Annotated in this window: 20 protein-coding genes and 1 pseudogene; 5 read left to right on the forward strand and 16 right to left on the reverse strand. The window is 36.7% G+C overall.

Going from position 1 to position 19,803, the window contains the following annotated elements; all coding sequences use genetic code 11:
• The 4 genes from hpsJ-A to recQ all read right to left on the reverse strand — a co-directional run bounded on the left by hpsJ-A (position 1) and on the right by recQ (position 6,977).
• Entirely contained in the window at positions 1-771 is a 771-nt protein-coding gene (hpsJ-A, locus tag FFO06_RS04650; RefSeq protein WP_137906977.1) for an HpsJ-like protein, cyanoexosortase A-associated, read from the reverse strand.
• Between the two features lie 561 nt (positions 772-1,332).
• A complete protein-coding gene (locus tag FFO06_RS04655; RefSeq protein ID WP_137906978.1) occupies positions 1,333-1,782 on the reverse strand; it encodes a YlqD family protein in 450 nt (149 codons plus the stop codon).
• Positions 1,783-1,949: 167 nt separating this feature from the next.
• A complete protein-coding gene (locus FFO06_RS04660) occupies positions 1,950-3,935 on the reverse strand; it encodes an AMP-dependent synthetase/ligase (protein WP_137906979.1) in 1,986 nt (661 codons plus the stop codon).
• An 852-nt stretch (positions 3,936-4,787) separates the two neighbouring features.
• Positions 4,788-6,977, reverse strand: coding sequence for a DNA helicase RecQ (gene recQ / locus FFO06_RS04670; protein ID WP_137906980.1), 2,190 nt, complete (start codon positions 6,975-6,977; stop codon positions 4,788-4,790).
• Between the two features lie 271 nt (positions 6,978-7,248).
• On the opposite strand from recQ, the gene FFO06_RS04675 reads away from it, so the two are divergent.
• The gene (locus FFO06_RS04675) at positions 7,249-7,758 is read left to right on the forward strand and encodes a DUF29 family protein (protein WP_137906981.1); all 510 of its coding nucleotides are present in this window, start codon (positions 7,249-7,251) and stop codon (positions 7,756-7,758) included.
• Positions 7,759-7,788: 30 nt separating this feature from the next.
• Here FFO06_RS04675 and FFO06_RS04680 read toward each other — a convergent pair whose 3' ends face one another.
• Positions 7,789-10,458 carry a HEAT repeat domain-containing protein gene (locus FFO06_RS04680; protein ID WP_236097063.1) on the reverse strand — a complete coding sequence of 890 codons (2,670 nt, stop codon included), beginning with the start codon at positions 10,456-10,458 and terminating at the stop codon, positions 7,789-7,791.
• Between the two features lie 72 nt (positions 10,459-10,530).
• Complete coding sequence (locus FFO06_RS04685; RefSeq protein ID WP_137906982.1) at positions 10,531-10,983, reverse strand: hypothetical protein; 453 nt, start codon at positions 10,981-10,983, stop codon at positions 10,531-10,533.
• Between the two features lie 153 nt (positions 10,984-11,136).
• Here FFO06_RS04685 and FFO06_RS04690 point away from each other — a divergent pair, with 153 nt between their 5' ends.
• The gene (locus FFO06_RS04690; RefSeq protein ID WP_137906983.1) at positions 11,137-11,421 is read left to right on the forward strand and encodes a DUF427 domain-containing protein; all 285 of its coding nucleotides are present in this window, start codon (positions 11,137-11,139) and stop codon (positions 11,419-11,421) included.
• 62 nt (positions 11,422-11,483) lie between these two features.
• Here FFO06_RS04690 and FFO06_RS04695 read toward each other — a convergent pair whose 3' ends face one another.
• The 4 genes from FFO06_RS04695 to FFO06_RS04715 all read right to left on the reverse strand — a co-directional run bounded on the left by FFO06_RS04695 (position 11,484) and on the right by FFO06_RS04715 (position 13,651).
• Positions 11,484-11,915: a TOBE domain-containing protein gene (locus FFO06_RS04695; protein ID WP_137906984.1), complete on the reverse strand. Its 432-nt coding sequence runs from the start codon at positions 11,913-11,915 to the stop codon at positions 11,484-11,486.
• 110 nt (positions 11,916-12,025) lie between these two features.
• Positions 12,026-12,799, reverse strand: a complete 774-nt coding sequence (gene hisA, locus FFO06_RS04700; protein ID WP_137906985.1) for a 1-(5-phosphoribosyl)-5-[(5-phosphoribosylamino)methylideneamino]imidazole-4-carboxamide isomerase — start codon at positions 12,797-12,799, stop codon at positions 12,026-12,028.
• A gap of 229 nt (positions 12,800-13,028) precedes the next feature.
• On the reverse strand, positions 13,029-13,319 hold the full coding sequence (locus tag FFO06_RS04710) for a DUF3593 domain-containing protein (protein WP_137906986.1): 291 nt from the start codon (positions 13,317-13,319) through the stop codon (positions 13,029-13,031).
• Positions 13,316-13,651 (reverse strand): DUF2499 domain-containing protein, encoded by a 336-nt coding sequence (locus FFO06_RS04715; protein WP_137906987.1) that lies wholly within the window; start codon positions 13,649-13,651, stop codon positions 13,316-13,318. Before FFO06_RS04715 ends, FFO06_RS04710 begins: the two co-directional genes overlap by 4 nt.
• 26 nt (positions 13,652-13,677) lie before the next feature.
• Here FFO06_RS04715 and csaB point away from each other — a divergent pair, with 26 nt between their 5' ends.
• The gene (gene csaB / locus FFO06_RS04720; protein ID WP_137906988.1) at positions 13,678-14,724 is read left to right on the forward strand and encodes a polysaccharide pyruvyl transferase CsaB; all 1,047 of its coding nucleotides are present in this window, start codon (positions 13,678-13,680) and stop codon (positions 14,722-14,724) included.
• Between the two features lie 52 nt (positions 14,725-14,776).
• On the forward strand, positions 14,777-15,355 hold the full coding sequence (locus FFO06_RS04725; RefSeq protein ID WP_137906989.1) for a Uma2 family endonuclease: 579 nt from the start codon (positions 14,777-14,779) through the stop codon (positions 15,353-15,355).
• Here FFO06_RS04725 and FFO06_RS21090 read toward each other — a convergent pair.
• Both FFO06_RS21090 and FFO06_RS04730 read right to left on the reverse strand, forming a co-directional pair.
• A complete protein-coding gene (locus tag FFO06_RS21090; protein ID WP_162501173.1) occupies positions 15,329-15,487 on the reverse strand; it encodes a hypothetical protein in 159 nt (52 codons plus the stop codon). The genes FFO06_RS04725 and FFO06_RS21090 overlap by 27 nt on opposite strands.
• Before the next feature lie 15 nt (positions 15,488-15,502).
• Entirely contained in the window at positions 15,503-15,712 is a 210-nt protein-coding gene (locus tag FFO06_RS04730) for a hypothetical protein (RefSeq protein WP_137906990.1), read from the reverse strand.
• A 152-nt stretch (positions 15,713-15,864) separates the two neighbouring features.
• Between FFO06_RS04730 and FFO06_RS04735 the strand changes: the two genes are divergently transcribed.
• Entirely contained in the window at positions 15,865-16,098 is a 234-nt protein-coding gene (locus FFO06_RS04735) for a hypothetical protein (RefSeq protein ID WP_137906991.1), read from the forward strand.
• Positions 16,099-16,317: 219 nt separating this feature from the next.
• Here FFO06_RS04735 and FFO06_RS04745 read toward each other — a convergent pair whose 3' ends face one another.
• The 4 genes and pseudogenes from FFO06_RS04745 to lpxB all read right to left on the reverse strand — a co-directional run bounded on the left by FFO06_RS04745 (position 16,318) and on the right by lpxB (position 19,703).
• Entirely contained in the window at positions 16,318-16,779 is a 462-nt protein-coding gene (locus FFO06_RS04745; RefSeq protein ID WP_236097064.1) for a hypothetical protein, read from the reverse strand.
• Between the two features lie 41 nt (positions 16,780-16,820).
• Positions 16,821-18,071, reverse strand: coding sequence for a DNA cytosine methyltransferase (locus tag FFO06_RS04750; protein WP_137906992.1), 1,251 nt, complete (start codon positions 18,069-18,071; stop codon positions 16,821-16,823).
• Positions 18,071-18,496: pseudogene (locus tag FFO06_RS04755) on the reverse strand (DUF4351 domain-containing protein); the annotation flags it as partial. The pseudogene FFO06_RS04755 and the gene FFO06_RS04750, both read right to left, overlap by 1 nt.
• Before the next feature lie 49 nt (positions 18,497-18,545).
• Positions 18,546-19,703: a lipid-A-disaccharide synthase gene (gene lpxB, locus FFO06_RS04760; protein WP_137906993.1), complete on the reverse strand. Its 1,158-nt coding sequence runs from the start codon at positions 19,701-19,703 to the stop codon at positions 18,546-18,548.
• Positions 19,704-19,803 lie beyond the last annotated feature (100 nt).

A 19,803-nucleotide genomic window follows, 5' to 3' on the forward strand; every position in this document is an offset into this window, starting at 1 on the left:
TTAAAAAACCTGTCCTATTTTGAACCAAACAATCACAAAGGTAAAACTAAGAATGAGAAGAGCAATAATTGTTCTAGAACTATTTTTCCATCTGCTCCTAAATTGTTGTCTTTTGGCTTCATTTGCCGCTTCGGTAATTCTTGTTTTACCAATGAGTAAGTTTCGTTTAATTGAATCTTTGATCTGAGGATCTGGTAACTTTAATTCCTCTGGGGTCAGGTTGATATTCCTACCAAGAATTTGGATTTGTGCTTTGGTAAGACCAGAATTGAGACCCTTTTCGATTTGAGCTATTTGTTCAAGATTGCCCTTTTGCTGTTCAATTATTTGCTCATTTACTGATTTTAATAAACGTCCTGTATTTACAAAAACCAGGGGAATTGCTAGGAAAAATGCGACTCCCATTAATAGGATTACCCAGCGAATAATTCTTTGAAAAATAATTTCTGGATAGCGGATATCATATTGATTTTCGCTAAAATAGCGAGTAAAAATCAACCCCAAACCAATCAGAAAAATCCAACTGTGTTCAGTGAACGCGCTAATGGAATTAAGTTCACTTTCAAAGTTTTGCAGTTTAAGCTCCGCAGCAACAGAGATAAAGTCTATGAATGACATAATTACAAGACCATAACCGATGATTGGTAATAGACCAGTTACATCACTGCTATTTAAGGATTTCCCACTCAACTTAACTCGACTGAAAAATTTGATAAAATTTCTGACTAAAGAGAAAAAGAAGAAATTAATACTTTCTCTGATATTATTCATTTAGGTTAATGTTCCTTTTCTAGAATAGGTTAGTTACAGGTGTTGATCTGGTGTAAAAAAGGTGATAACCCATGGGATTGCTGAGAAGGTGTTTGAAAAGTCATGATTGATGTATCAAATATTTTTGACACCTCCCTAACCCCCCTTAACGGGCAGTAAAAATGTGATTAAAATTACAGGATACGACTTTTAAAACATCCTCTTACGCAAGTGTTACACCAAAAATGTATTGTAGGGTGCATCAGACTGCAAAAATCTGGCAAATAAACGGATTGTTGATATCTGATGCACTTTACCAATGTGCCAGTTACATAAGTTCTGGTATTGTTTACTCACTGATAATAACTATATAGTTATGTACCGCTGATGAACATTCCAAAATTACCACTTTTTCGTATCTAAAAAAAAGCCATTATTGGTGGTATAATTAAGTTTCTCTGCTTTATACCCACTCAAACTACATCTCACGTTAAATTACTCAGCATTAATCCCCTAATCTATCATCCTCTTGAACAAAAATACCCTACTTCTTAGGGAGGTGGGGTATTTTTAGTATCATGTTTAGATGTCTCCGCGAATTTCTTCGACAATGCCGTCACGAAGGACAACTTCAACCTGCATTTTACTAATTAAGTTATCACCAATTTCAATGCGGAAAAAGCTTTCCAATTGAAATTGATTGACTTCTTCATCTAATTCCAACAATTGTACTTGCTGGAGGTTTTGCAGCATTTGATTTTTCTGTTCTAGAAGTTCACTTTTCTTTTGATTAACTTGGAGTTGAACGTTGTCAATTTGTTGGAGTGTCTGAGGTCCTGGTGGTTGAAGACTCTGTTTTTGAATAGCGGTAATTGCTCTTTGCCCTTCAATATCTAATTGTTGCAGTTGTTGGTCAATTTGATTAATTTGAACTTGTAATTGCTGGTGTACTTCCTCTTTCCAGAGAGGGGTAACTATCGCTTTCACATTAATCGGGCGTTTTAAAAGCAATTGAGGGTTGGAAACATCCATAAAAATTGTCCGTTCACTCTTCAATAGTTTGTAGTATGGAGATGAGTTCAGTTAGGAGACTGATACTATGTTTTCAGGAATGGAAAAAATATTTTTTTTCTGTTTCCTGTTTCTCCAATGGTTTCTGAAATCTGAAAGTTGGTAAAAACAATTTGCGATTTCGGGAATTATTTGGCAAACATTCCGTTAATAGTATCGCCATATCGTTCCATCACAATGTGACGACGAATTTTCAAGGTTTGTGTCATCATGCCATTTTCAATTGAAAACTGTTCCGAAATTAGTTTAAATGGTCCAATACGATCATCGGTTCGATAACCGGGACGGTTTTGAACTTCACGATTTAATTCTTGACGAAACAGATCCTGAACTATTTTACTCTCTAAGTCAATTTTTTGACTATCATTTATTTGATTTTGGATCTGATTTTGAGTTTCTGCCCATTTTGCTAAGGCTTCTGAGTTAGGGACAATTAAGGCACCAATACTTTTTTGATCTTGTCCTACTAACATAATTTGGTCAATATAGGGCGATCGCAAACAAGCGTCCTCTATGGGCTGAGGTTCGATATTTTCGCCGTTGCTTAAAACAATGGTGTCTTTTGCCCTCCCTGTTAATACTAGGTCATTTTGGGGCGTTACCCAGCCTAAATCACCGCTATCAAACCAACCTTGGGGGTCTATGGCTTTATTGGTGGCTTGAGGATTTTGATAATAGCCTTGCATGATTTGTGGTCCTTTGAGAAGGACTAAACCCCGTTCCCCTGCTGGTAGGGGTTGACGAGTTTCTGGGTTGACAATTTTCACTTCTGTACCAGCAATTGGTTGTCCCGAAGAACCACGTAAATTACGCCAAGGACGACGAGCATTAGTTACTGGTGATGTTTCTGTTAACCCATAACCCTGTAATATCTCAACACCAACAATTTCAAAGAAGTTATCTATATGTTTGGGAAGCGCCCCACCTCCACTAATAACGTGCTTGATTTTACCGCCTGTTGCTTCTCGTACTTTGTGATAAACTAATTTTTCCCCTAGTATATGAATCGCTAATAATGCCAATTCGACTATTTTGGCTTGAAAACGCTCTATCATTCCAGCATTAATGTGATTTAAACTCAATCCCTGGGAAATACGCCGTGATTCAATATATTTCTGGCTGATTTCTAGCAAAAACTTCACCAAGCTTTGTTTTTTGGCTGGTTGTTCTCGGAATTGCTTTTGCACGCCTTCATAAATTGATTCCCATAGTCTTGGGACAGCAATCATATAATTAGGTTTAAATTTCTTTAAATCATTTTTAACAGAACGCAAATTAGTGTAAATTTGGCTACAACCTTGAGAAAGCAAGAAATATTCACCGCTGCGTTCATAACTATGCCATGTGGGCAAAATACTCAGGACTGTATCCCCTTTTTCTGGTTGCACAATCGTTCCCAAGGTTGTAACTTGATGTAGTAAATTTTTATGGGAGAGCATTACACCTTTGGGTTTTCCCGTAGTACCAGAAGTGTAAATTAATGTTGCTAAGGTTTCTGCACTATACTTATTTGCTACTAATGTATGATTGCTACCAATTTCTAGTAACTGGGAAAAGTTGACTACTGGAAATTTTAGTTCTGCGGGTGGTATTTCGTCAGAAAGTATAACTACCAGTTTAATCGCTAATTCGTTCAGGCGTTCCCCTAATTTATTTAAAGTTTTGAGATCCTCAACTACTAAAGATGTACTGCCACTATGGGAAATAATATAAAGTAACTCTTCTCGTTCCGCTTGAGAACTACGAACTGCATTTACAGCCCCAGCAGTCATGATACCTTGGTCCGCAATAAACCAACGCGGACTATTATCCGCAATCAAGGAAACTCGTTCTCCGTAGGGAAGATTTTCGCTATTATTTGTATTTACGCCTAATGCTTGTAAACCCGCTGCAAATTGGTTAATTTGTTCTGTAAGCTGACTATAAGTAATTTTTACTTCTGGTTGAGAATGGGGGTTATACAAGGCGATAATATCACCAAATCGCTTGGCAGCCAAAGGCCAAATTTCCGGTAATAACTCTACATTTGTGTAATCTACTAAACTCTGTAATGCAAGACGTTCTCGTTCAGAAATGTTGGTTAAGAAAGAAGTTGCAGGTTGATTATTTGTCATAAATGCTATTGTTAAATGCAATTAATCATGGTAGTTCAGATTCAGTTTACATATTAATTGATAAAAGTTTCTGTTGGTTTCTATCTACAAAATTCTATGCTAAACTGATTTTATATAGACTAAATACTATGGTTAAGTCTTCGTGCATTGCCTAATGTTGCCATATATTTTAGTATTTTTAACTAAAACGTTCTGATGTCGTTTCGCCTGGGGGTGATTCCCTATAGATGTGATGGATGTATTATTGCTGACAATCATTAACGCTGGGGCTTGTTTAACTTTGCCTAAGCTATTATCTATGGTTTCGGTTCGTAAACCTAAACAGTCTCAACCATTGTCCGTCGCCTCCACTTGTAAACCCGCCAAAGAAATAACTAGTTTCCCTTATTGTACAACCTACACCTTAACGGGTAGTCAGTTCTGTAAGTTCAGACCGCGTTTTTGTTCTCAGTGTTCTCTTAGCTAAAGGGAATATTGGTGAGTAGTAGCAGTCCTTGTGTTATTTGTGAATATCTTTCTTTTTTCTCTGCGCTCTTCATAATTTTAGATCAAAACATAAACTTTCACAAATTATACAGGATTGCTATTCATAAGCAACAAGGGAATGGGGAACTTGCGGGTTAAAAGTATTTGATTTACTTATGTAATATAAAAGATATTTAAAAACTAGAAGTTGCTCAAAGCTAGTGTTTGTAAGGCAAAATAAAGATGTAGTTATCAAAGATAGTTATAAGGGAAGGTTATCTATGACTTTAATTCAGGGTATATTGCTCACGCTAATAAATGCTGCTATTTGTTTGTTTTTGCCTAAGCTGCTATCTCTAGCTTTATCTCCAAGAAACAGCGGGGAAACTAAAAGTCAATATCATCTTGAGTAGATTTATGTTTTTCTCGTCGCCATTTCGCCCTAACTAAACGAATTTCGTCAAAACTGTAGCTTGCTCCTAAATTTTCTCGAAGGGGTGTGAGGGAAATATCACCAACAATTTCTAAAATTTGCCAGATTTTTTTCTGACGTTCTAAAGGTACTAATTGACTGATATCTAAAGATTGTTTTTTCTCAATTAAATTGGAGAGATGATTGATAATTGTACCAGTTTTAACATTGCGTTTTTGGGCGATTTCTTCAATACTAAAACCCTGATTATATAACTCTAATGTAGTTAATTCTGTATCAGATGGTGAGTCAGAATAGAATGAAGAATTAACTCGATTAATGGGATTTTGTTGTAAACCTTGTTCTTGACGATAGGCCTGAATTTCTGCTAAGAATTTTTCGCCATATTGAGATAGTTTATAACTAACAACACCGGAAATTTTACCAAATTCATCTAATGTTTTAGGTTGAATTTGTGCCATTAATTTGAGGGTAGAATCTTGAAAGATCATGTAGGGTGGGATAGCTTGTTCATCTGCGAGTTGTTTACGAAGCGATCGCAATTTTTGAGTTAAAATTTCCACATCTACAGGTTTATTATTTCCATCTTCCCAAGTCATTTTTTGCGCTATGGGAACAGCAATAGAAACTGGTCGTTGTTTTCGCATCACTTCCCAACTTAAAGCATTGAGTTTTAAAATTGAATAACCGTCGCTAGTTTGTTCTAATAAACCTTGATGTAATAGTGATCTTCCTAGCATTCTCCATTCGTCTAATGTTCTATCTTTACCAATTCCATAGGTAGAAAGTTGATCATGTTTATTAACGACAATTTTCTGATTTTTCGCACCTCTTAATACATCAATGATATGTAACATTCCAAATCTTTCCTTACATCTAGCTACACAAGATAAAAATTTCATGGCTTCAATTGTCCAGTCTTGTACAGGTTTAGGATAACGACAATTATCACAATTACCACAATTTCCCGGAAATCTTTCCCCAAAATAACTTAATTGAATTGTGCGTCTACAGTCTGTCCCCTCTGCATAATCTATAACTTGTCTTAATTGCTGTTTAGCTATTAATTGTTCTTGAGGATCGGTTTTTTGATTAATACTCCATTCTATAGTTTTAATATCACCATAATTAAAAAATAATGTACATTTAGAAGGTTCATTATCTCTACCAGCGCGGCCAGATTCTTGATAGTAACTTTCTAAATTTCGAGGTAAATCCGAATGAATCACAAACCGGACATCAGGCTTATTAATACCCATTCCAAAAGCAATTGTCGCTACCATGACCCGCACATCATCCCGAATAAATCGAGTTTGATTTTTCGTTCTTTCTTCATCACTTAAACCAGCATGATAAGGTAAAACTGAAACTTGATCATTTTGTAATTTTAAAGTTAGTTCATCAACTTTTTTGCGAGTTAAACAATAGATAATTCCTGAACCTTCATTTTCTTTAACAATTTCTAATATTTCAGCGTAAGCACGGTTACTTTTAGAACGGACTTCATAATAAAGATTTTGGCGGTTAAAACTGGCAATATGAATACTTGGTTGTTTTAATCCTAATTGTTCAATAATATCGGCTTTAACCCTATCTGTAGCGGTAGCAGTTAGTGCAACCGTCGGTACATCTGGATAACGTTTTCTCAGTAGTCTTAATTGCCGATATTCTGGACGGAAATCATGCCCCCATTCTGACACACAATGGGCTTCATCTATGGCAAAGGTAGAAATTCCCACTTTTTCCTTAACTACGTCTAAAAGCGGCAAAAATCGCTCGCTAATCAAACGTTCAGGAGCAACATAAAGTAATTTTATTTTACCATTCATGATCGCTTCTTCACGAGAGCGAACCTTATAAGCATTCAGGCTACTATTGAGAAATGTGGCAGAAATGTTATTAGTTCTCAGTGCTTCTACTTGATCTTGCATTAAGGCTATTAATGGTGACACTACCACTGTTAAACCTGGTTTTAAAAGTGCAGGTAGTTGAAAGCACAGAGATTTACCCCCACCGGTGGGCATAATTACCATTAAATCACGATTTTGTAGGGCATCTTCAATAATTTGCCTTTGTCCAGGACGAAATTGATCGTAACCAAAATGATGTTTTAGGGCTTGTTCTAAGTGGGGGTACTGAAGCATGGTAGATGGTTGTCGCGTGTCTGAGTTGTGATGAAGATATTAAAATTTTAACGCACCTTGGGGAATGGGGAACGCTAGAATTTATAGATAGGAAAATGTCAGAATCAGGATATCCAGGATAAAAGGATTAACAGGATGAAAATAGGGATTTGATAACCAATTACTGATTACCCATTAGCAGCCTTAACTAGATATGTACCAATATGGGTTATTATAGAACATCAAAAGTACAAAATCAACTAATAACTGCTACCAAGTAAGGTCAATAAACATGACGCAAGAATTAATGGAATTAAGACAAAGTATCTTAGAAGGGCGTTATGATGATGCCTTAGAAATTATTGATGATTTGGAGGATATGGGCAAACAGGGAACTTTGCGAAAAATAGAAGCTTTTTTAGTCAGGTTGGTTATTCATCTGATTAAAAATCAAATTGAACAGCGTTTAACTAATTCTTGGATTGCTTCAATTTCTGATTCTGTGATTCAAATTGCCAAATTGAATATTAAAGATCATCAAAAATCCTATTATATTAAATCTGATCAATGGGGTGAATATTTAGCAGAATCTCTAGAAATGGCAATTCGTCCCGCTAGTGCGGAGATTTTTGGTGGGACTTTAAAACCGAGTCAAGTTTCTCAAAGATTACAAGAAAAAGAATTAATTGATTTTGCGGAAAATCTTTTGTTGTTAACTTATGAACATCAACCTAAAGAGTTAGCAAAGATGATTGATAATTATTTAGCAGAATTACCGGGAGGTGAAGATTGGTTTGAGTAATTTTGGTAAAACTAAGAAGTTTTTCTATCTCTAGAAAATACTATAGAAAATGTAGAAAATGTTTTTGACAGTGCGGAATGAACGAGTAAAAGAGGAAGGTTGATGCCAAGCCTGATAAAATTTGGGGTAAACCATATTTTGAGCGATTTTCCCAATGAGTTGATAATGTTCATCAGTTAGCTGATAACCACTTATGGCTTTAATTACCATAGATTGATCACCAACGCCTATTTCCCCTAAGCTATTAGCCGCCCGCCTACGGGTATATTTATCCTGTGATGTGTTGATTAATTTTACCAAAGCTGCGATCGCATCTGGATTACCAACGCCTATTTCCCCTAAGGTAACAGCCGCCCGCCTACGGGTATATTTATCCTGTGATGTGTTGATTAATTTTACCAAAGCTGCGATCGCATCTGGATTACCAACGCCTATTTTCCTTAAGCTATCAGCCGCCTGCCAACGGGTAGATTCATCCTCTGATGTCTTGATTAATTCTACCAAAGCTGCGATTGCATCTGCATTACCAACGCCTATTTCCCCTAAGGTAACAGCCGCCCGCCAACGGGTATATTTATCCTGTGATGTGTTGATTAATTTTACCAAAGCTGCGATCGGTTCTGCATTACCAACGCCTATTTTCCCTAAGCTATCAGCCGCCTGCCAACGGGTAGATTCATCCTCTGATGTCTTGATTAATTCTACCAAAGCTGCGATCGCTTCTGCATTACCAGGGTCTATTTTCCCTAAGCTTTCAGCCGCCTGCAAACGGGTATATTTATCCTGTGATGTGTTGATTAATTCTACCAAAGCTGCGATCGGTTCTGCATTACCAACGCCTATTTTCCCTAAGCTATCAGCCGCCTGCCAACGGGTATCTTCATCCTGTGATGTGTTGATTAATTTTACCAAAGCTGCGATCGCATCTGGATTACCAACGCCTATTTTCCCTAAGCTATTAGCCGCCCGCCAACGGGTATCTTCATCCTGTGATGTGTTGATTAATTTTACCAAAGCTGCGATCGCATCTGCATTACCAGGGTCTATTTTCCCTAAGTTTTCAGCCGCCAAACTACGGGTATATGAATGCTTTGATGTGTTGATTAATTTTACCAAGGCTGCGATCGCTTTTTGCCGGTCTGTTTCTTTTAGGGCTACATCTGCTTGATCATGAATATTACTAACACTATTATCGAATTTCCAATTAATAATCTGCTTGACTATTTGATCTGCTTGAGAACAATGTTTAAATTCGGCTATGCCCCCAGCAGCTAAAAAATAGGCTCGATATCCATAAAAACCTTTACCCTGATATTTTACACAGCCATCTTGAAAATTTATCAAAGCTTGAATAAACGACTCTTTTTCACTTTCATCTACATCTTCACGGCCCAGCCATAACAATATGGTTTGTTTCCACTGAGGTTCAAAAATGCGGTATTTTTGTGCCTCTATGGGTTTATTTTTATGGGTTTTCGGTAAGAAGAAATCCCAATCATTAATTGCTGTTGCTGCCAAATATTCTTGAAATGAGGTATGGAAAAAAGCATAAACAGGTTTTTCTTTTATATCTGTGCCAATCCGATTAAGCCAACCTAATTTTAGGGCTAATGTTAGTTTATCATCACCTAAAAACTTTTTAACGAACCCATCCAGCAAGCGGAAACGAGAGGTTGCTTGATCTATTGCTTCCCTTGCTAATTTACCTAAATCAGTAATCAGTTTTTGACGTTGTGTTTTGCTTATTTGCGCGAATTCATCTTGTTTCCATCCGTTAAAATTATCAACTAATTGCTGATAAAATTCTGCTTGTGTATCTGGTAACTTTGCCTCTCTTCCTTGCCAATTTAAACAAAGTAGTGTTAACCGCAGAGGATTTTTAACTAAATCTTGAATCCGTTCTCTACCAGCTTCTTTTAAAGTCTTACATAACTTTCTACCCGCTTCTTGTTGAGAAGTAAACCAGTTATTAATAAACTGTTCTACCTGTTCAGGATAAGAAAAATCTAAAGTTCTATAGGTATCAAAATCATAAAGTTTATTGTTACCACCATCCCATAAATTTAACCGACAAGTTAAAACTATTCGCGCTTGATTAATATATCCACCGTCCTGAATTTGTCCAGCAATATCTGTTAAGATATTACCGGAAACAGATTTTGTAGACATTTCATCTAAACCATCTAATAATAACCATACTTTGTCTTGATTAAATTGGGCAATAAAATCATCTTTAATGTCTTTTGTAATTTCTGATATTTTACTTCTCTCAACAGCATTCCGTAACCAAATCCCATCTAAATAATCTTTTAATTTTCCATTTTCTAACTCTGCTAAAGATACCCAAATAATAATTGATTCTGAACTTTCCCGAGATAAATAATCAGCAATTTTTTGTAGTAATGTAGTTTTACCTGCTCCCGGTTCACCAATAATCGTAATGCGTTTACCTTGACTTTTTTTAGTATCTTTCTTGTGAAAAACTTGGGTTAAAAATTCATTATGTTCATATTTTTGAGTTATTTCTGTCTCTTGATAAAGTGCTGAACCTTGTTCTGGAGGAATATTTTGATTATGATCCTGTTTGGGTTGTTTTTTCCGTTCTACTAAACCCATTTCTATATAAATATCTGGCAATTTAAAAGTTACCCCCTCAGCGCAAGTAAGGGGATTTGTGGTTAATTTTTGCCGTTCTTGCAACTTTTCGCGGCAGATTTTTTTCCAGTCAATGGGGGGTAACTTTGTCCGACCTTCCCCTTCAGACGAGTTTAGTCAATTGTAATGATTATGTTGGTTAGTAATATTAACGTTTTGGGCAACAGTTGATCCTTTTTCTGCGTTTATTATTTCTGCCAATTTTGTGTTATTATTAATAACTGAAGGGTGATTTTTAATTTCTTCTGCTTTCTTTTTAATTTCTTCAGCAGTCTTTGAGGTATCAGTATTCACTGAACTTTCCAAATCTAAAACCGCTTGTTTAATTTCCTCGTCCTGCATAGCTTCTGTTAATTCTTTTACAGCTTGATCATAATGTAATTCCTGGACTTTATTTTCGTCCACAGCCGCAGTTAATTGTGGTGCTAACTTCTTCTGACGTAACTTATTGATTAATTGATTTACTCTTCCCCAGATAATATCACCAGTATTTTCACCTATCTTTTCCAGAGATTTCATGCCTATTGTAGCAATAGCAGTTGCAATAGCTGTAGTTATTATCAATTCCATAAATTTAATTTAAAGTAAGTTGGATACTAAAAATCAAGGTTGTTTTGGCTGTGGAAAGGCTGTTTTTAGCTGCTATCCTCAGTTTCTCGCCAATACTAACACAATTCCCCTAAAAAATGTCAGAATATAAATTGTTAACTTTTTTAAACTCAAATCATGAAAGCAATTTGGAATGGTGCTATTCTAGCCGAAAGCGATAATACCGTAGTTGTGGAAGGAAACCATTATTTCCCTGCTGACTCTATCAAGAAGGAATATTTTCAAGACAGCAGCACCCACAGCACTTGTTCTTGGAAAGGAGTTGCTAATTATTATAGTATTCAAGTTGATGGTCAAGTTAATAAAGATGCTGCTTGGTACTATCCTAGCACCAAAGAGAAAGCTAAAAATATCGAAGGTTATATTGCTTTCTGGAAAGGTGTAAAAGTAGAAGTTTAGTACACAAAAATATCCCGGACTTCTCCAAGAAGTCCAATATCTGAATTTTGAAACCAGTCTTTCTAATCCTTTGCAATGACAATATCATTAGATTTAATCACAGCATAGGCTTCCGTCCCTTCAGATAATTCTAACTCCTCTGCGGAAACTCTAGTAATCATTGAAGTTAATTCAACTCGGTGAACAATTTCTAAGGTTATTTCCGTATTTATAGTTCCTGTGGTGACTCGTTTCACAACTCCCTTGAGAACATTACGGGAACTGACTTTTAATGGTTTCTTAGCACTAACAATTTCAAATTCAGAGTTGTTAATTTCTGGTTTTTCCTGGATATTTGATAATGATAATGGTGATGAATATTTCCTAAGTCCCCGGACTAATTCCCGTAAAATTTCTGTTTTCGTACGTTGGGAATTTTGACAAAATTCTTCTAAAATCTGGCGTTCTTCTTCAGATATTTGAAATGTTACCCAACCTTGGCTTTTTCTTGGCATAAAACTACTAACTTATTGACTAATTATAACTAATTTAATTGCCAGGTTTAGACCCCTGACTTCTCAGAGAATTTAGGGATCTGGGGTGAAACTCTTAATATAGTGTGATACTAAGCAAAGCTAGAAATACCAAAATCTGGTGGTATATCTTGTATTCTCCCCGGTCCAATGGCCTGTAATCCTTCTTTGAGGATAATATTACCAGTATACAAGGCTTTACCCACTATCACACCTGTTACACCTTGGGGTTCTAAAGCTGATAAACTTAATAAGTCAGTAACAGAACTTACACCACCAGAAGCAATTACGGGTATGGAAATGGCCGCAGCAAGTTCTCGTAATGCGTCTAAATTTGGTCCTTGTAATGTTCCGTCTCTGTTTATATCAGTATAAATTATCGCTGCTGCCCCTAATTCCTGCATTTGTACTGCTAGTTGGGTGGCTAATACTGATGAGGTTTCTAACCAACCACGAGTAGCAACTAAGCCGTTACGGGCATCTATACCAATAATAATCTTTTCAGGAAATTCTTGACAGAGTTCCTGGACTAGTTGGGGTTGTTCAACCGCGACAGTTCCCAGAATTGCCCAATCTACTCCCAGATTGAATAATTCTACCACACTGGAGCGATCGCGCAATCCGCCCCCAACTTCAATGGGTATGGAAAGATTATTTCTAATGGCTGCAATGGCGGCCAAGTTAACTATTTTACCAGCTTTTGCGCCATCTAAATCAACTAAGTGTAATCTGGTCGCGCCTTGGTCAGCCCACATTTTCGCAACTTCTACGGGATTTTCGCTAAATACTTGGGATTGTGCATAGTCTCCTTTATATAGTCGCACACAGCGACCTGCTAGTAAATCAATTGCGGGTATTACTTCCATAATTTGTCCGTTCTCCGTTGTCCGTTAACTGTCACCTGTCACCTGTTCCCTGTTCCCTGTTCCCGTGGCGTAGCACCTGTTCCCTGTCCCCGTGGCGTAGCACCTGTTCCCTGTCCCCGTGGCGTAGCACCTGTTCCCTGTCCCCGTGGCGTAGCACCTGTTCCCTGTCCCCGTGGCGTAGCACCTGTTCCCTGTTCCCTGTCACCTGTTCCCTGTCACCTGTCACCTGTCACCTGTTCCCTAATTCCTGTACTGCTTGGCGGAAGCCTAAGACTAGTAAGATGTTAGCCAGGGTTAAAAAGGCTTCTGCGCTGCCATGTAACCAGTCTACATTGGCTAATTGTTCTCCATACTGCACTTTGGCGTAAATACCAGCGGGAATAGTGACGGCGACAAATACCAATGTGCCGTAAAATCCATATAGGGCTAACCGTGGCATTTGTGGACTGCGGCTGATAAACCACAGGAAACCCAAATAGGGAAAAAGAGAAAGGGCAAAGAGGGTTTCTTTTGATATCATTGTTGTGATTTGATGGTTTGTGTCTTCATGGGGCTTGTAGGTTTGGTAGAACGCCAAATTATATAAGCTGCCGCCCAAAGGGTAAAGTTACCAACTAATGTCATGGTAGCTTGTAAGGTGACTAACCATTCTAGGGTTTGGGAATTGTCGAAATAATGCCAAGTACAAGCACACATTGCGCTAATTAAAGCTGGTAACATAGCAAAGGACAATCCCCACCAACTCCGATTTTTTGTCAGTTCACCATATATCCAAATTAGCCATATTGCGGTTATCCACTCAATGACGCTGGAAATATGAATTATCCAGGTGGGAATTGAAAGTACGTGCATAATTAATCTAAAATCTAGAATCTAAAATGGCGAAAATGCGGGTTTTATTGTCTGGGTATTACGGTAAGGGTAATGGTGGTGATGAAGCTTTGTTAGCCACACTCCTGCAAATGTTACCACTAGATGTTACTCCTGTGGTGCTTTCTGGAAATCCTGAAGAAACCCATCGTCATTACGGTGTGGAATGTTACAATCGTATGGCATTTTTCTCCGTCTTCAAGGCTTTGCGTTCTTGTGATGCTTTTGTTTGGGGTGGTGGTAGTTTAATGCAAGATGCTACTAGCACTATTAGCCCTTTTTATTATGGCGGATTGATGGCTTTAGCTCAAGTTATGGGTTTGAAAACTGTGGCTTGGGGACAGGGTATAGGTCCTTTGTTGCGTTCCCAAACTCGATTTTTAGCCCAGCAGAATTTTGCGGGTTGTACTCAAATCAGTGTGCGCGACGTTGCTAGTTCTCGGTTATTATCAGATTGGAGTATACCCCATATCCTTGCCCCTGACCCGGTTTGGGCGTTAAAATCAAAGCCAGTACCGGAACTAGCAGAGTTACCAAAACCGAGAATTGCGGTGACTTTAAGAAATCATCCTCAATTAACAGAAAATCGGTTAACAAATTTAACTCAAGCCTTAGTTAATTTGCAAAAAGAAACTCAAGCCTTTATTTTACTATTGCCATTTCAAAAAAGTGAAGATCTAGGAATTGCGGAAAAAATTCATACTCAATTACAAGATGTGAGTAGAGTTATTTGTTCCGAAGATCCACAAATTTTAAAAGGTGTATTTCGCGGTGTAGAAATGTCCATAGGAATGCGTTTACATAGTTTAATTATGGCCGCTAGTGAAGGTTCTCGTTGTTTTGCATTGAGTTATGATCCTAAAGTCAATCATTTAATGGAAGATCTAAAAATACCTGGTTGGGATTTAAAAGATTTACCAGAGGATGTAGAGTTAATTAGTAAAACTTGGATTGATTATTATCATCATGGTGAATCCTTGTCAGATACGAAAATTCAATCTTTAGTAAATGGAGCTTTTTTACATCGGGATTTGTTAAGTAAAGTGTTAAAATGAAATTGATTCTATAATTTAGTTAAGGTTGATATCATCCTCAAGGAGATTGATTATGACAGCTATCACAGTCAACTTAAACCCCATTATCCAACTTACCGAAAACCAATTTTATCAACTCTGTCGAGAAAATCCTGAAGTCAAATTTGAACGCAATACCAAAGGAGAAATATTGATTATGTCACCAACAGGAGGAGAAACAGGAAAACGTAATGTGGAAGTTGCAGCAGATTTTGTGTTTTGGAATCGTCAAACTAAATTAGGAGTTTGTTTCGATTCTTCCACTTGTTTTAAACTTCCCAATGGTGCAAATCGTTCTCCTGATGTTGCTTGGATAAAAAAAGATAGATGGGATACACTGACACTAGAAGAACAGGAAAAATTTCCACCAATTGCTCCAGATTTTGTTTTAGAATTAATGTCACCCAGTGATAGTTTGCCAGAAACACGGGCAAAAATGCAGGAATATATGAATAATGGAGTTAAATTAGGTTGGTTAATTAATCGGAAAATGGGTCAAGTTGAAATTTATCGTCTTGGTAAACCAGTAGAAATATTAGACTTTCCTCAAGAATTATCAGGTGAAAATATTTTACCAGGATTTATTTTAAATATGGAAATTATTTGGGGATAGAAAGGTTTTCCCTAAAACGGCTAAGGTGCGTAAACCTTCAGGTGTTTCATGAAGCCTTGTCAAATCATCAGCATATTTATCTAGTTGTTCCGGTGGGATACCTGTACGGACAATTACAATTTCGCTGCTCATATTATTATTGAATCTTTATAAAAGATGAAAGTGTTCAAAAGCTTCTCTAATTAATGGCAATCTATCTGGAGGACAAGGATAAACTCTTGGTTTTCCTTGAGAACTGCGTTGAGATGCTTTAATTGCAAGTCCTAACTGTTCTTTAGCATGAGCAATCCAACAGGTTTTAACTGTTACCTGATGTTTAGTTTTGATGTAATCCTGGAGTTGCTTGTAAGTAGTCATACTTGAGAATTGATATTACCTAAGATGAAGATATTAAAGAAGATATTAAGATTTTAACGCACCTTGGGGAATTGGCAGAGGGATAGTAGTTATAATTGCAGAAGGGGCTATTTCATCGAAATCAGTCGGGTAGGCTTACTACAGCTTTAAGTATGAGTATAAACACACAATTTCAAGCTAAGGTAAACAACGGCAAAATTGAAATTCCCGTTGAGTATCAAGAACAAATATGCAGCGCCGAAATAGTGCAAATCGTGATTTTGCAACCTGCACCAACACAGAAACACTTTCCACCAACGGGTATTATCGCCCAGTTAACAGCAAATCCCATGCAAATATCAGGGTTCAAGCCACTCACCAGAGAGGAAGCAAATGAGCGCTGGTGAAATGATGCGATGTTTTATTGATTCCAATATTTGGCTATATCGCTTTATATTAAATTCCACTGATTCCAGTGCAATACAAAAGCAGAAAATAGCTACAAGGGTAACAAGTCAAGAAAACTTAATTATTACAGGACTTACGCAAAAAGAACCGAAAGTAGGGGTAATTCATGAATTACCCCTACACAAGAATAAGGTGTTCAGCCACATCTTATGTAAGTCCTATATTAGTACGCAAGTTATTAATGAGGTTTGTGCGAATTTAATTCGTAAAGCAGGTTGTGAACATGACTTAATTATTGAAAATACTTTAAATGAAACGTTTAAATTTGGCTGATAATTATCTTGAGGATATATCCAATTTTGAAAAAGATACTGAAATATATTACCAGTTATTGTCTCACGAGGTAAATAACTTTTAATCGTTGGTTGTACAGCGATTCCCATAACTATAGCCATAAAGAAATAGCCATAACTTATATCTAAACTATTTTTTTCTTTTTCTATTGCATCAAATACTGTGATTAAAGAATCTTCTAAACTTATTCCCTGAATGTTTTTCTCTTCATATAATTCTGCATAGGAATATGACTGAATTATCTCTATGACTAAACGTAAAGAATCAGGAATTTCAGCAGATAAAATCAGAGGAGACTTTTCAACTTCATGCAATATGAATGTCATAGTTAATTGCTACGGATAAGGATGTGTCCAGTAGATAGTTATTATCTATTTTTCCTAGTTCTCGGTTCTATAACATGAGGGTTTACTCCAAAATATTTCGCTGCTGCTGACATATCAAATGTTAATAAATTAATATCCCCTAAATCTTTAATACCTTGAGGTTGAGACGATTTGATATCTAAAACTTGAATAATTTCCTCTGCGACTGCTTGCGCTAAAAGCGGGGGAACAGAATTACCAATTTGTCGAAAACCATGCCATTTTGTGGGATGAAATCTAAACCAATCAGGATAGGAATGTAAACGCGCAGCTTCCCTCACAGTAATACATCTGGGAATAAAAGGATGTATAGGACGAGGAGAAGTAAATGCACCTTTATTGCTAGGTGTTCCCGCTCTTAAAGTATTACATAAACCATGAGGATCAAGTTTATGAAAGCGACTGATTGATTCAATTTTACCATGGGGTGTAGAGGCAAATCTTTCCATAGATTCGGGTGAGTGTTTGCTTCTTAAACTTGATGTGAGTAAATTATGATCATACTGACGTTGATAGGAATAGTTATTTTTGGCAATTTCCAGATTACGCAGTTTTTTAGCATAATTACTAGGGTTACTAAATTCAGTAATTATCCAATCTTGTTGATATAATTCTGGATAGTTTTCTATGACTGGTAAATCTTGTAATGCGTCCCAAACTGTCGGAGATTTTTGACCAGGGAATGTAATTTTTTCTGGATATTTTGGAACTTCTATATTTTGACGTGAACCGAGTAAAAATAACCTTTCTCGATTTTGTGGGACTCCATAATTAGCTGCATTTAAAACTTGATAATTTGCATTAACTTGATAACCACTTTCGGAAAATTGACTAATGATTTCTGCAATAAATTCTTTATGTTTTCCGACTGTCATTCCTTTGACATTTTCCAATACAAAAAACTTAGGTTGTAATTCTCTAACCAACCTAATAAAATGGAAAACTAAAGAGTTTCTGGGATCATCAAAAGAACGTTTTCCCATTAATGAAAAACCTTGACAGGGTGGACCACCAAATACTACATCAATTTCTTGATTAGCAATTTGAGAACTATTCCTAATTTCTTCCCCTGTTGTCTCTTCCACGCTTTTACATAATACAGTCCAAAAAGGAAAATTAAATTGATGAATTGCACAATGAATTGGGTCTATTTCCACAGAAGCAAGGACATCAAACCCAGCTTGTTCAAAGCCTAAAGTCATCCCTCCTGCACCCGCAAATAAATCAACTGCAATTGCTCGTTTTTTGGTCATTATTTAGTTATGATTAAGTTTACAGATTGCAGCCAATTTTCTAGATCTCCAATTGAAGTAAAATCTAACAAAGCTTCTCCAAGTTCTTCAAGTTGCTCAACAGATAATGCTTGGACTTTTTGAATTAATGATGATTCAATTTCACCAATTCGACGATTTAATTGACGGATAATTAGACGTTGTTCTCCTTCTTGTTTAGCTAGTTCTCGATCTTGTTGGTAAAGTGGTGCTAATCTCATAATCAACTCCCTATCTTCTGTTTGTGAACTTTGATTGATTCTTAAATTCTGCTGGAGGTTATAAAGTAGCTCTAGTGTAATTTCTACATAGGGCTGATTTGATGGTAACGCAACTAATTCATCAATTGCTTGTTTTTGTACTGTTCCTCTTCCTAGAAGTCTTAACCATAGGCTTTTAGTAGTTCTTCTAGGTAATCTTTTGCGAATTGGTCATGGATAAAACGAGTCATTTGAATTAAATGTACATTGCTAATATTTCTTTGGCTGTGCGATCGCACACTCCCAATTCTCCCAAAGAATAGCGCATTTCTTGATAATCTGTCAAGGTTTTTTGTCTTTTTTGACAATTCAATAATAATTCCATAGCAGCTTGAGTAATATTCTCTGTTGTGGCTTTTTCCTGTAAAAATTCTGGGACAATTTCGCGCATGACAACTAAATTTACTGGAGAAGCAAAGGGAATTGAACCTTTAAGAATATGACGTGCAATCCAAGCTGTGAGGGGGTGTAGACGATAAACTACAACTTGGGGAACATTTAATAATGCTAATTCTAAATTCACAGTTCCCGATTTAGTAATTGCAAAATCAGCCGCTGCAAAAACTTCTCTTTCTTTACCTAATACTACCGTAGCTTGCAAACTATAATCTTTAATTGCTGCTGTAATTGTATTTCTAAATGTTTCCAAAGATAGAGGAATTAAAAAATGGACATTTGGTAAATTAGATTGAATATTTTTAGCCGCTGCAAAAATAATTGGTAACAGATATTTTAATTCTTGATGACGGGAAGCTGGTAACAAAGCAATGGTAATTTCTTCCTCTTTAATTCCTAATTTTTCCCTGGCAATTTCTCGACTGGGTGCATTTGCCATTCTATCAATCAAAGGATGTCCTACCCAACAAACATTTGCCCCATTTTGTTGATAATACCGCGCTTCTTCTGGGAAAATTGCTAATAGTTTATCTGTAAAACCAACAATGCGGTTGGTATTTTGAAAACTCATTGACCATACCCACTCTTGAGGAGCAATATAATAAGCAACAGGAACATCAGGTAAATTTTCCTTCATGTAAGTCCCAATTCCCAAATTAGGACCCATATAATCAATTAGTACCACCAAATCAGGGGGATTTTCTTTTAAATAAGCGATCGCACTCCGTTGTACTCTTAATGTAGGAATAACATAAGGCAAAGATTCAATCAAACCCATTGAACCAATACCACTGGTATTACCTAAAATTTTCGCCCCAGCTTGCGCCATTTTCTCCCCACCCAAAGCTACAATTTCTAAGGTCAACCCGACAGCTACAGCTTGACGTTGAAGCGCTGCAATTAATAGCGAACCCTGTAGATCTCCAGAAACTTCACCAGTACTAATAAATATCCGCATTTTAGATTTTAGATTTTAGATTTTTACTTACTTTTCTATTTTTTTTATTATTCTTCTTTTCTTCCTTCGTGTCCTTTGCGTCTTTGTGGTTTTTTAAAAC

Origin of the sequence: Dolichospermum planctonicum (assembly GCF_005402965.1) — a bacterium.
In the GTDB taxonomy this organism is placed as follows: Bacteria; Cyanobacteriota; Cyanobacteriia; order Cyanobacteriales; family Nostocaceae; genus Dolichospermum; species Dolichospermum planctonicum.

Excerpts from the sequence above, each read along its gene's own strand:
- hpsJ-A (WP_137906977.1), bottom strand. The coding sequence starts at position 771 with ATGAATAATATCAGAGAAAGTATTAATTTCTTCTTTTTCTCTTTAGTC.
- FFO06_RS04655 (WP_137906978.1), bottom strand. The coding sequence starts at position 1,782 with ATGGATGTTTCCAACCCTCAATTGCTTTTAAAACGCCCGATTAATGTG.
- FFO06_RS04660 (WP_137906979.1), bottom strand. The coding sequence starts at position 3,935 with ATGACAAATAATCAACCTGCAACTTCTTTCTTAACCAACATTTCTGAA.
- recQ (WP_137906980.1), bottom strand. The coding sequence starts at position 6,977 with ATGCTTCAGTACCCCCACTTAGAACAAGCCCTAAAACATCATTTTGGT.
- FFO06_RS04675 (WP_137906981.1), top strand. The coding sequence starts at position 7,249 with ATGACGCAAGAATTAATGGAATTAAGACAAAGTATCTTAGAAGGGCGT.
- FFO06_RS04685 (WP_137906982.1), bottom strand. The coding sequence starts at position 10,983 with ATGGAATTGATAATAACTACAGCTATTGCAACTGCTATTGCTACAATA.
- FFO06_RS04695 (WP_137906984.1), bottom strand. The coding sequence starts at position 11,915 with ATGCCAAGAAAAAGCCAAGGTTGGGTAACATTTCAAATATCTGAAGAA.
- hisA (WP_137906985.1), bottom strand. The coding sequence starts at position 12,799 with ATGGAAGTAATACCCGCAATTGATTTACTAGCAGGTCGCTGTGTGCGA.
- FFO06_RS04710 (WP_137906986.1), bottom strand. The coding sequence starts at position 13,319 with ATGATATCAAAAGAAACCCTCTTTGCCCTTTCTCTTTTTCCCTATTTG.
- FFO06_RS04715 (WP_137906987.1), bottom strand. The coding sequence starts at position 13,651 with ATGCACGTACTTTCAATTCCCACCTGGATAATTCATATTTCCAGCGTC.
- csaB (WP_137906988.1), top strand. The coding sequence starts at position 13,678 with ATGGCGAAAATGCGGGTTTTATTGTCTGGGTATTACGGTAAGGGTAAT.
- FFO06_RS04725 (WP_137906989.1), top strand. The coding sequence starts at position 14,777 with ATGACAGCTATCACAGTCAACTTAAACCCCATTATCCAACTTACCGAA.
- FFO06_RS21090 (WP_162501173.1), bottom strand. The coding sequence starts at position 15,487 with ATGAGCAGCGAAATTGTAATTGTCCGTACAGGTATCCCACCGGAACAA.
- FFO06_RS04730 (WP_137906990.1), bottom strand. The coding sequence starts at position 15,712 with ATGACTACTTACAAGCAACTCCAGGATTACATCAAAACTAAACATCAG.
- FFO06_RS04735 (WP_137906991.1), top strand. The coding sequence starts at position 15,865 with ATGAGTATAAACACACAATTTCAAGCTAAGGTAAACAACGGCAAAATT.
- FFO06_RS04745 (WP_236097064.1), bottom strand. The coding sequence starts at position 16,779 with ATGACATTCATATTGCATGAAGTTGAAAAGTCTCCTCTGATTTTATCT.
- FFO06_RS04750 (WP_137906992.1), bottom strand. The coding sequence starts at position 18,071 with ATGACCAAAAAACGAGCAATTGCAGTTGATTTATTTGCGGGTGCAGGA.
- lpxB (WP_137906993.1), bottom strand. The coding sequence starts at position 19,703 with ATGCGGATATTTATTAGTACTGGTGAAGTTTCTGGAGATCTACAGGGT.